We start from the raw sequence: 11,028 nt of genomic DNA on the forward strand, positions 1-11,028 counted from the left end.
GGAGGAGGGCCGGGGCTTATCGGGCCGAGGGCTCCCGCACCCCTGGCGGGGGAGCCGGACCGGCCGGACTAGTACGAGGAGCCCGACGCGCCCAGCGACCCGGTCGGGTGCCAGACCGTCTTCGTCTCCAGGAACGCCGTCATGCGGTCGATGCCGGGAGGCGCGAAGTAGTCCACGGGCCGTGGACGCAGGACCCGCTTGAGGTTGTCGGCCGCCGCGATCTCCAGCTCCTTCGCCAGCGCCTCGTCGGCGCCCGCGAGGTCGATCGCGTTGACGTCCTGGTGGGCGGCGAGGGGCGTGGCGATCTCCGCCGTACGGCCCGACAGGACGTTGACCACGCCGCCGGGGAGGTCGGAGGTGGCCAGGACCTCGCCCAGGGACAGCGCCGGGAGCGGGGCGTGCTCGCTCGCCACCACGACCGCCGTGTTGCCGGTCGCGATCACCGGGGCGACCACCGAGACCAGGCCCAGGAACGAGGACTCCTGCGGCGCGACGACCGCGACCACGCCCATCGGCTCGGGGGCGGAGAGGTTGAAGTACGGGCCCGCCACCGGATTGCTGCCGCCCACCACCTGGGCGATCTTGTCGGTCCAGCCCGCGTACCAGACCCAGCGGTCGATGGTCGCCTCGACCTGCTCGGCGGCCTTGGACTTCGACAGGCCCTCGGCGTCGGCGACCTCGTGGACGAACTGGCTCTTGCGCCCCTCCAGCATCTCCGCCACGCGGTAGAGGACCTGGCCGCGGTTGTACGCCGTCGCGCCCGACCAGGCGCCGAACGCCTTGCGGGCGGCGACGACCGCGTCACGGGCGTCCTTGCGGGAGGAGAGCGGCGCGTTCGCCCACCACTTGCCCTTGGAGTCCGTCACCTCGTACACCCGGCCGCTCTCGGAACGCGGGAACTTCCCGCCGACGTACAGCTTGTAGGTCTTCAGCACGGAAAGTCGGTCAGACATCGAGGTAAGCCTCCAGGCCGTGACGGCCGCCCTCGCGGCCGAAGCCCGACTCCTTGTAGCCGCCGAACGGCGACGTCGGGTCGAACTTGTTGAACGTGTTGGACCAGACGACGCCCGCGCGGAGCTTGTTCGCCACGGCCAGGATCCGGGAGCCCTTCTCCGTCCAGACGCCCGCCGACAGGCCGTACGGCGTGTTGTTGGCCTTGGCGACGGCCTCGTCGGGCGTGCGGAAGGTCAGCACCGACAGCACCGGGCCGAAGATCTCGTCGCGGGCGATGGTGTGCGCCTGGGTGACGCCGGTGAAGAGCGTCGGTGCGAACCAGTAGCCGGAGGTGGGCAGTTCGCAGGCCGGCGACCAGCGCTCGGCGCCCTCGGCCTCGCCCTGGTCGGCGAGCGCGGTGATGCGGGCCAGCTGCTCGGCGGAGTTGATCGCGCCGATGTCCGTGTTCTTGTCGAGCGGGTCGCCCAGGCGGAGGGTGGCGAGCCTGCGCTTGAGGGAGTCCAGCAGCTCGTCGTGGATCGACTCCTGGACCAGCAGCCGCGAGCCCGCGCAGCAGACCTGGCCCTGGTTGAAGAAGATGCCGCTGACGATGCCCTCGACGGCCTGGTCGATCGGGGCGTCGTCGAAGACGATGTTGGCGCCCTTGCCGCCCAGTTCCAGGGTGAGCTTCTTGCGGGTCCCCGCCACCGTGCGGGCGATCTCCTTGCCGACGGCCGTGGAGCCGGTGAAGGCCACCTTGTTCACGTCCGGGTGGGCGACCAGCGCGGCGCCCGTGTCGCCGTAGCCGGGGAGGATGTTGACGACGCCCCTGGGCAGGCCCGCCTGGCGGCAGATGTCCGCGAAGAACAGCGCGGACAGGGGGGTCGTCTCGGCGGGCTTGAGGACGACCGTGTTGCCGGTCGCCAGCGCCGGGGCGATCTTCCACGCCAGCATCAGCAGCGGGAAGTTCCAGGGGATGACCTGCCCGGCCACGCCCAGCGGCCTGGGCTGCGGGCCGAAGCCGGCGTGCTCCAGCTTGTCGGCCCAGCCCGCGTAGTAGAAGAAGTGCGCGGCGACCAGCGGGAGGTCGGCGTCGCGGGTCTCCTTGATGGGCTTGCCGTTGTCCAGGGTCTCCAGGACCGCGAGCTCGCGGGAGCGCTCCTGGATGATCCGGGCGATGCGGAACAGGTACTTCGCCCGTTCGGAGCCGGGCAGCGCCGACCACTTCTCGAACGCCTTGCGGGCGGCCCGCACCGCGCGGTCGACGTCGGCCTCGCCGGCCCGGGCGACCTCGGACAGCACCTCCTCGGTGCTCGGCGAGACGGTCTTGAAGACCCTGCCGTCGGCGGCCTCGGTGAACTCGCCGTCCACGAAGAGGCCGTAGGACGGGGCGATGTCGACCACCGAGCGGGACTCGGGGGCCGGTGCGTACTCGAATGCGGAAGCCATGGTGATCAGTCCACCGTCACGTAGTCGGGGCCGGAGTAGCGGCCGGTGGCCAGCTTCTGGCGCTGCATCAGCAGGTCGTTCAGGAGGGAGGAGGCGCCGAAGCGGAACCAGTGGCTGTCCAGCCAGTCCTCGCCGACGGTCTCGTTGACCAGGACCAGGAACTTGACGGCGTCCTTGCTGGTGCGGATGCCGCCGGCCGGCTTCACACCGACCTGGACGCCGGTCTGCGCCCGGAAGTCGCGCACGGCCTCCAGCATGAGCAGGGTGTTCGCGGGGGTCGCGTTGACGGCGACCTTGCCGGTCGAGGTCTTGATGAAGTCCGCCCCGGCCAGCATGCCGAGCCAGCTCGCGCGGCGGATGTTGTCGTACGTCGACAGCTCGCCCGTCTCGAAGATGACCTTCAGGCGGGCGCTGGTCCCGCAGGCCTCCTTCACGGCGACGATCTCGTCGTACACCTTCATGTACCGGCCCGCGAGGAACGCCCCGCGATCGATGACCATGTCGATCTCGTCGGCGCCCGCGGCCACGGCCTCCCGGACGTCGGCCAGCTTCACGGCGAGCGGGGCGCGGCCCGCGGGGAAGGCGGTGGCCACCGAGGCGACCTTCACGCCGGAGCCGGCGACGGCCTCCTTGGCGACGGCCACCATGTCGGGGTAGACGCAGACCGCGGCCGTGGCGGGGGTGGTGCGGTCGGTCGGGTCGGGGCGGACCGCCTTCGCGCCGAGCGCCCGGACCTTGCCCGGAGTGTCCGCGCCTTCCAGCGTCGTCAGGTCGACCATCGAGATGGCGAGGTCGATGGCGTACGCCTTCGCGGTCGTCTTGATCGAACGGGTGCCGAGGGAGGCGGCACGCGCCTCCAGGCCGACCGCGTCGACGCCGGGCAGCCCGTGGAGGAAGCGGCGCAGCGTGCTGTCGGACGCGGTGACGTCCGTGAGTGCGTGAGCTGCGGGGGATGCAGTACTGGGCATGGTCACCAGACGAGCATATCTACGCGCGTAGCGGGTGTACAGCCCCCGATGCTCGTTCGAGAGGCTCCGGCGCGGATGAGCGGAGACGGGCGGGGGCGGGCGGGGACAGACAGGGACGGACGGGGCGAACACGGAGAAGAGAAGGAGGGGGAGGGGGAGGGGGAGGACGGGGAGGGGGAGGGAAGCGGGGCGGCAGCGCGGGCGGGCCGGGCGGCGCCGCGTGCGAGCGGTCCGGGGCCGTCGGGCAGAATCGGGGCCATGACGACCCCGGAGCACCAGTCACCAGCGCCGCAGCCCTCGGGGCCCGAGTCCCGGGACCGGATCTACCGCTCGGGCGCGGGCCTGGCCGGGGGCGTGCTGCTGCTCGCCATCGTGGGCTGGCTCGGCATCGACGCGGTGGTGTCGGGGCGGGGCCGCACCCCGTGGCTGGCGCTGGCCGTGCTGCTCCTCGCCGTCCCCCTGGTGTTCGCGTTCACCCTGCGCCCCGCCGTCTACGCCAACGACGACCGGCTGCGCGTCCGCAACCCCTTCCGTCTGATCGTCCTGCCCTGGGGGCGGGTCGGCTCCCTGCGGTCCGGCTACTCCAACGAGGTCGTCGCCGCCTCCGGCGCCAAGTACCAGCTGTGGGCCGTTCCCGTCTCGCTGCGCGCCCGCAAGAGGGCGGCGCGGCTGGAGATGCGGGCAGCGGCGGAGCAGGCCCGGGCCGCCGGTGGCCGGGGCCGGCGGACCGGTGGCTTCGGGGGGTTCGGAGGCTTCGGGGGCTTCGGGCCGGGCGGTGGTGCCGTGCCGGAGGGGCCGGTGCGGGCGGAGACCGACCGGATCATGGACGAGCTGCGGGAACTGCATGCCCGGCGGCAGGGGGCGGAGACGGCCCAGGGCGAGGTGACCGTGCGCTGGGCGTACGAGATCGTCGGACCGGCGGTCGCCGGAGCGGTGTTGCTGGCGGTGTTGCTGGCGGTGGGGTGACGGGACGGCCCGCGAAGGGCCCGCGGGCCGGGACGGCGGACGGCCGGCCGGGCGGGGGACCGCATCCCCGGTGCGCCCCGGGGCGGGACGGGCCCGCGCGCCCGCTCCGGGCGTCGTGCCGGCCGTAGTGGTCGTGTCCCGGGGCCCGGGCCCCGGGGCGAGGCCGTGGCCGCCGGCCCGCCCACCGCGCTCCGTCCCGGCCCGGACCCGCGCCCGCCGGCGGTGGCGCCGGGCGGGGCGTGGGTGACGGCGGTGGTGGTCGCGCGGTGGGGAAGGCGGAGGGGTGACCGGTGCCCTGTCCTGTCCCGCCGGAGGGGAGCCGGATGTCTCACCCGTCGGGGTGGCCCGGGACGTGCGGATGTTTCACCCGTCGGGGCGCCCCCCGGTTGGGGGACGCCCCGTCAGGCGGTCCGGACGGCGGCGGTGCCACCACCGGTGCCGGGCAGGTGCGCGCGGGCGCGGCGGCGGGTCAGATGCCGGCCGCCGCGGCCAGGTCCCGCTTGATCGACGCCAGCAGGTCCGTCGCCCTCGCGCGGGCGGTGGGCAGGTCGGCGTGCGCGGCCACCGGGACCACGACCTCCAGGTAGCACTTGAGCTTGGGCTCCGTGCCGCTGGGGCGGACGATCACCCGGGCGCCGTCGAGGGTGTAGCGCAGCCCGTCGGTGGGCGGCAGGGTGTCCGTGCCCCGGGTGAGGTCCTCGGAGCGGGTGACGGGCAGGCCGCCCAGGCGGGCCGGGGGCTGCTCGCGCAGGCGGCGCATCGCGGCCGCGATGAGGGAGAGGTCCTGGACGCGCACCGAGAGCTGGTCGGTGGCGTGCAGGCCGTGCTCGACGGCGAGGTCGTCGAGGAGGTCCAGGAGCGTACGGCCGTCCTCCTTGAGCTCGGAGGCCAGCTCCGTGATGAGCAGCGCGGCCGTGATGCCGTCCTTGTCGCGCACGCCGTCCGGGTCGACGCAGTAGCCGAGGGCCTCCTCGTAGCCGTAGCGCAGGCCCGGCGCGCGGGCGATCCACTTGAAGCCGGTGAGGGTCTCGACGTGCCGCAGGCCCGCCTTTCCGGCGATCCGGCCGAGCAGGGAGGACGAGACGATCGACTCGGCGAAGGTGCCGGTCGCTCCCCGCCTGACCAGGTGCGCGGCGAGGAGGGCGCCGACCTCGTCGCCCCGGAGCATGCGCCAGTCCTCGCCGTCCCGCACGGCCACGGCGCAGCGGTCGGCGTCGGGGTCGTTGGCGATGACCAGGTCGGGGCCGGTCTCGCGGGCCTTGGCGAAGGCCAGGTCCATCGCGCCGGGCTCCTCCGGGTTGGGGAAGGCGACGGTGGGGAAGTCCGGGTCGGGGTCGGCCTGCTCGGCGACGAGGACCGGCTCCGGGAAGCCGGCGCGGGCGAAGGCGGCGAGCAGGACGTCCCTGCCGACGCCGTGCATCGCCGTGTAGACGGTCCTGGCGGTACGGGGGGAGCCGGGGGCCAGGACGGCGTCCGTACGGGCGAGGTAGGCCTCCAGGACGGAGTCGTCGAGGACCTCCCAGCCCTCGGTGGGGCGGGGGACGGCCGTGAGGGAGGGCACGGCGGCGATCTCGGCGGCGATGTCCGCGTCGGCGGGCGGGACGATCTGGGAGCCGTCGCCCAGGTAGACCTTGTAGCCGTTGTCGCGGGGCGGGTTGTGGCTGGCGGTGACCTCCACGCCGGCGACGGCGCCGAGGTGCCTGATGGCGAAGGCCAGGACGGGGGTGGGCAGGGGCCGCGGGAGGAGAGCGGCGCGCAGGCCCGCGCCGGTCATGACGGCGGCGGTGTCACGGGCGAAGTCGGCGGACTTGTGGCGGGCGTCGTAGCCGATGACGACGAGACCGCCGTCTTGGCCGTTCCTCCTCAGGTACGCGGCGAGGCCGGCGGCGGCGCGGATGACGACCGAACGGTTCATGCGCATGGGGCCGGCGCCGAGTTCGCCGCGCAGGCCGGCGGTGCCGAACTGCAGGGTGCCGCTGAAGCGTGCGGCGAGCTCGGCGTGGTCCCCGGCGTCGATGAGCCGGGCGAGTTCCTCGCGGGTCTCCGCGTCGGGGTCCTCGGCCAGCCACGCCTGGGCCTGTGCGATGAGGGCGTCTTGCACGGTCGGTCAGCCTCTCGTTGTGGTGGTGGTTCGGATGCCCGCGATGAGGGGGCCGGGCTGCCTGCGGCGGCCCGTGCGGCTTCGGCGGGGCGCGCCGCATCGCCCGCGGTCCCGTTCCGGGCGGGGCCGCGCCGGGAGGGGGCGTCCGTCCCCGCAACGGCGCGAGGGGGCGGGCGACCGGCCGGCCGGCGGCGCGCCGGCCGCTGCGGGCGGCCCCCGGCACGTTCCCTCGCCGCCGTGGGCGGCCGCGGGCCCGTCCGCCCGCGGCGGTCGTCCCGCCCCGGCGGGGCGGGGCCGCGGCCTACAGCCGGTCCAGCACCCGCGTCAGCAGCGAGCCCATCCGGGTGGCCGAGTCGCGGCCCGCCTGGAGGACCTCCTCGTGGTTGAGGGGCTCGCCGGTCATGCCCGCGGCGAGGTTGGTCACCAGGGAGATGCCCAGGACCTCCGCGCCCGCCTCACGTGCGGCGATGGCCTCCAGGACCGTCGACATGCCCACCAGGTCGGCGCCGATGACACGGGCCATGCGGATCTCGGCCGGCGTCTCGTAGTGCGGGCCGGGGAACTGCGCGTAGACGCCCTCCTCCAGGGTGGGGTCGATCTCCTTGCACAGGGCGCGCAGCCGCGGGGAGTACAGGTCCGTCAGGTCGACGAAGTTCGCGCCGACGATCGGGGAGGTGGCCGTGAGGTTGATGTGGTCGCTGATCAGGACCGGCTGGCCGGGGCGCATGCCCTCGCGCAGGCCACCGCAGCCGTTGGTGAGGACGACCGTCTTGCAGCCGGCCGACACGGCCGTGCGGACGCCGTGGGCGACGGCGGCCACGCCGCGGCCCTCGTAGTAGTGCGTGCGGCCCAGGAAGACCAGCGCGCGCTTGTCGCCGATCCGGTAGGAGCGGATCCTGCCTCCGTGGCCCTCCACCGCCGGCGGCGGGAAACCGGGCAGCTCGGTGACCCGGAACTCGGCGTCGGGGTCGCCGAGGGCGTCCACGGCCGGTGCCCAGCCGGAGCCCATCACGAGCGCGACGTCGTGGGTCTCGGCGCCCGTGAGCTCGCGCAGGCGGGCCGCGGCGGCGTCGGCGGCGGCGTAGGGGTCGCGCTGGATGTCGTCCGGAAGAAGAGATGCGTTCACGCGGATGAGGGTAGCCGGTTCCTGCCTACGCGCGTAGATGACGGAGCTGAAGAGAGTGCGATCGTTGTCTTGTCGTTTCCGGCGGGACGGGGCGCGGAAGGTCAGCAGGGGCGTTTGCGGAGTTCCATGACGTAGTCGTGGGGGGCGCCCGCCGACTCGGCCGCGTCCGCGATCCCGCCCAGGTAGCGGGCGGAGGGCAGGCCGCCCTCGTAGGAGTTCAGGACGTACGTCCACGCCCGCTCCTCGCCGTCCAGGGTGTGCACGCGGATCCGGGTCCGGCGGTATATGTCCATGCCGACGCCTTCCCAGCGGTCCAGCGACTCCTCGTCCATGGGGGCGATGTCGTACAGCGCGACGAACACCTGGGACAGCGGGTCCTCGACGATCGTCGCGAGCGCGCCGTCCCACCCCATGTGCTCGCCGCCGAAGGTCAGCCGCCACCCGTTCAGCCAGCCGGTGGCGCGCAGCGGCGAGTGCGGGGCGCGGCGGGACATCAGCCGCGCGTCGAGATTGCCGGCGTACGCGGCGTAGAGCGACATGGTCAGAGCGTACGGCAGGCGGCACCGGCGTCACTCCGGTAACGGAAGGGGCCACGGCCGGGCCCCCGGGCGGTCGCACCTTCGGCGGTACGGGACAATGGAGTACGTGACTCGGATCGTGATCATCGGTGGCGGACCCGGCGGATACGAAGCGGCGCTGGTCGCCGCGCAACTCGGTGCGGAGGTGACCGTCGTCGACCGCGACGGTCTGGGCGGGGCGTCGGTCCTGACCGACTGCGTGCCCTCCAAGACGCTCATCGCCACGGCCGAGGTGATGACCACCTTCGACTCCTCCTACGAGGAGCTGGGCATCATGGTCGCGGACGACACGCCGCCGCTGGAGCAGGAGGCCCGGATCATCGGCGTGGACCTCGGGAAGGTCAACCGCCGTGTGAAGCGGCTCGCCCTCGCCCAGTCGCACGACATCACCGCCGCCGTCACCCGCGCGGGCGCCCGGGTCCTGCGCGGGCGCGGCCGGCTGGACGGCATGCAGGCGCTCGACGGGTCGCGCAGGGTCGTGGTCACCGCCGCCGACGGCAGCGAGGAGACCCTCACCGCCGACGCCGTGCTCATCGCCACCGGCGGGCACCCCCGCGAGCTGCCCGACGCGCAGCCCGACGGCGAGCGGATCCTGAACTGGACCCAGGTGTACGACCTCACCGAGCTCCCCGAGGAGCTGATCGTGGTCGGGTCCGGTGTGACCGGCGCCGAGTTCGCCGGCGCCTACCAGGCCCTCGGGTCGAAGGTGACGCTGGTGTCGTCCCGGGACCGGGTGCTGCCCGGTGAGGACCCGGACGCGGCGGCCGTCCTGGAGGACGTCTTCCGGCGGCGCGGCATGAACGTCATGGCACGTTCCCGCGCCCAGTCCGCCAAGCGGGCCGGCGACCGCGTCGAGGTCACGCTCGCCGACGGGCGGGTCATCACCGGCTCGCACTGCCTCATGGCCGTCGGCGCCATCCCGAACACCCGGGGCATGGGGCTGGAGGAGGCCGGCGTCAAGCTGCGCGAGTCCGGGCACATCTGGACCGACAAGGTGTCCCGCACGACCGCTCCGGGCGTGTACGCGGCCGGTGACGTGACCGGTGTGTTCGCCCTCGCGTCCGTCGCCGCCATGCAGGGCCGCATCGCCATGTACCACTTCCTCGGCGACGCGGTGGCCCCGCTGAACCTGAAGACCGTCTCCTCGAACGTCTTCACGGACCCGGAGATCGCGACCGTCGGCTACACGCAGGCCGACGTCGACGCCGGGAAGATCGACGCCCGGGCCGTGAAGCTGCCGCTGCTGCGCAACCCGCGCGCGAAGATGCAGGGCATCCGCGACGGCTTCGTCAAGATCTTCTGCCGGCCGGGCACCGGGATCGTGGTCGGCGGTGTCGTCGTGGCGCCCCGCGCATCGGAACTGATCCACCCCATCTCGATCGCGGTCGACAACAACCTGACGGTCGAACAGATCGCGAACGCCTTCACCGTCTACCCGTCCCTGTCGGGCTCGATCGCCGAGGTGGCGCGGCAGCTGCACACCCGCAAGGCGGGCGAGGAGGTCTGACGACCGGATCCCGCCCCGTGCCGGTCACGGGGCGTGCCCGACCGTGCGTGCGGCGTAGTCGACGGGACTAGGCCTTATACCACTTTCCACTGCCCGTCGCGAACAACTTCTGTTATTCGGCGCAAACTGCTGAAAGCAGACGGTCGTTGGGGTTACTGTCAGTTTCGTGTTCGCTGCAGAACGTCGCCAATTGATCCTCGAAATGGTGCGAGCGAACGGGGCCGTGTCGCTCCGTGAGCTCGCCCGCGTCGTCCAGACCTCCGAAGTGACCGTACGGCGGGACGTGCGCGCGCTGGAGGCAGAAGGACTCCTCGACCGCCGGCACGGCGGTGCGGTACTGCCGGGCGGTTTCACGCGGGAGTCCGGCTTTCCGCAGAAATCCCATCTCGCGACCGCCGAGAAGACCGCCATCGCCGACCTCGCCGCGAACTTCGTGCAGGAGGGCGAGGCCATCGTGGTCGGGGCGGGCACCACCACGCAGGAGCTGGCGCGCCGGCTCGCCCGGGTGCCCGGGCTGACGGTCGTCACCAACTCCCTCCTGGTGGCCCAGGCGCTGGCCCACGCCAACCGGGTGGAGGTGGTCATGACCGGCGGCACACTCCGCGGCTCGAACTACGCCCTGGTCGGCAGCGGGGCCGAGCAGTCCCTGCAGGGGCTGCGGGTGTCGCGCGCCTTCCTCTCCGGCAGCGGCCTGACCGCCGAGCGCGGCCTGTCCACCTCCAACATGCTGTCGGCCTCCGTGGACCGGGCGCTCGTGCAGGCCGCCGCGGAGGTCGTCGTCCTCGCCGATCACACCAAGCTCGGTACGGACACGATGTTCCAGACGGTGCCGACCGACCTCATCACCCGGCTCGTGACGGACGAACCGCCCGCGCACGACGACCGTGCGGCCACGGAGCTGCAGGCGCTGGCCGACCAGGGGGTGCAGATCGCCGTGGCCGGGGCGCCCGGGGGCTCCGCGGGCCCGGGGGGTGACGCGGCCCCGGCGCGTCAGCAGCGCCGGGACGTGTCCCTCCCCGGTCCGCGCCGCCAGGTACCCGCCGCGGGGACGGGACTGCGCGCCGGCACGCTCGGTGAGCAGGCGTCGGGGGCGGAGCGGGCCCGGGTCGCGGACCTGCGGCGGCGCTGAGACGGCGCCGGGCCGACCGGACCCGTCCCTCTGCCGCCTGCCCGCGTACGACCCGCCCGCGGGCAGGCGGCAGAGGGACGCGCCAGAGGGTGCGCCCGCCGTGCCCCCGTGCCCGCGTGCCCCCATGCCCGCGTGCCGCGAGGAAGACACAGCGCGCCCGGCGGACCGGAGCAGTCGGTCCGCCGGGCGCGCTGTGGCCGTGCCGGACGTCAGTCCTTGATCTCGCAGATGGCGGCGCCGGAGGTGAGGGAGGCGCCGACCTGGGCGTTGA

Annotated in this window: 9 protein-coding genes; 3 read left to right on the forward strand and 6 right to left on the reverse strand. The window is 73.7% G+C overall.

What is annotated here, in order from left to right; all coding sequences use genetic code 11:
• Positions 1-68: 68 nt before the first annotated feature.
• The 3 genes from AB0L29_RS20195 to deoC are packed head-to-tail and all read right to left on the reverse strand — an operon-like array spanning position 69 to position 3,350.
• Positions 69-953, reverse strand: coding sequence for an aldehyde dehydrogenase family protein (locus tag AB0L29_RS20195; protein WP_365828966.1), 885 nt, complete (start codon positions 951-953; stop codon positions 69-71).
• Positions 946-2,382 carry an aldehyde dehydrogenase family protein gene (locus AB0L29_RS20200; protein ID WP_365828968.1) on the reverse strand — a complete coding sequence of 479 codons (1,437 nt, stop codon included), beginning with the start codon at positions 2,380-2,382 and terminating at the stop codon, positions 946-948. Before AB0L29_RS20200 ends, AB0L29_RS20195 begins: the two co-directional genes overlap by 8 nt.
• Before the next feature lie 5 nt (positions 2,383-2,387).
• On the reverse strand, positions 2,388-3,350 hold the full coding sequence (deoC, locus tag AB0L29_RS20205; RefSeq protein ID WP_365828993.1) for a deoxyribose-phosphate aldolase: 963 nt from the start codon (positions 3,348-3,350) through the stop codon (positions 2,388-2,390).
• Between the two features lie 258 nt (positions 3,351-3,608).
• On the opposite strand from deoC, the gene AB0L29_RS20210 reads away from it, so the two are divergent.
• Positions 3,609-4,316 (forward strand): PH domain-containing protein, encoded by a 708-nt coding sequence (locus AB0L29_RS20210; RefSeq protein WP_365828970.1) that lies wholly within the window; start codon positions 3,609-3,611, stop codon positions 4,314-4,316.
• 469 nt (positions 4,317-4,785) lie between these two features.
• On the opposite strand, the gene AB0L29_RS20215 is transcribed toward AB0L29_RS20210, so the two are convergent.
• The 3 genes from AB0L29_RS20215 to AB0L29_RS20225 form a co-directional block, all read right to left on the reverse strand.
• Positions 4,786-6,417: a phospho-sugar mutase gene (locus AB0L29_RS20215; RefSeq protein ID WP_365828972.1), complete on the reverse strand. Its 1,632-nt coding sequence runs from the start codon at positions 6,415-6,417 to the stop codon at positions 4,786-4,788.
• Between the two features lie 301 nt (positions 6,418-6,718).
• Complete coding sequence (locus AB0L29_RS20220; RefSeq protein ID WP_365828973.1) at positions 6,719-7,543, reverse strand: purine-nucleoside phosphorylase; 825 nt, start codon at positions 7,541-7,543, stop codon at positions 6,719-6,721.
• Positions 7,544-7,644: 101 nt separating this feature from the next.
• Positions 7,645-8,082, reverse strand: coding sequence for a gamma-glutamylcyclotransferase (locus AB0L29_RS20225; RefSeq protein ID WP_365828975.1), 438 nt, complete (start codon positions 8,080-8,082; stop codon positions 7,645-7,647).
• 97 nt (positions 8,083-8,179) lie between these two features.
• Between AB0L29_RS20225 and AB0L29_RS20230 the strand changes: the two genes are divergently transcribed.
• Positions 8,180-9,628 carry an NAD(P)H-quinone dehydrogenase gene (locus AB0L29_RS20230; protein ID WP_365828977.1) on the forward strand — a complete coding sequence of 483 codons (1,449 nt, stop codon included), beginning with the start codon at positions 8,180-8,182 and terminating at the stop codon, positions 9,626-9,628.
• A gap of 166 nt (positions 9,629-9,794) precedes the next feature.
• On the forward strand, positions 9,795-10,757 hold the full coding sequence (locus AB0L29_RS20235) for a DeoR/GlpR family DNA-binding transcription regulator (RefSeq protein ID WP_365828979.1): 963 nt from the start codon (positions 9,795-9,797) through the stop codon (positions 10,755-10,757).
• The last annotated feature ends 271 nt before the right edge of the window (positions 10,758-11,028 follow it).

Origin of the sequence: Streptomyces sp. NPDC052701 (assembly GCF_040678355.1) — a bacterium.
In the GTDB taxonomy this organism is placed as follows: domain Bacteria; phylum Actinomycetota; class Actinomycetes; order Streptomycetales; family Streptomycetaceae; genus Streptomyces.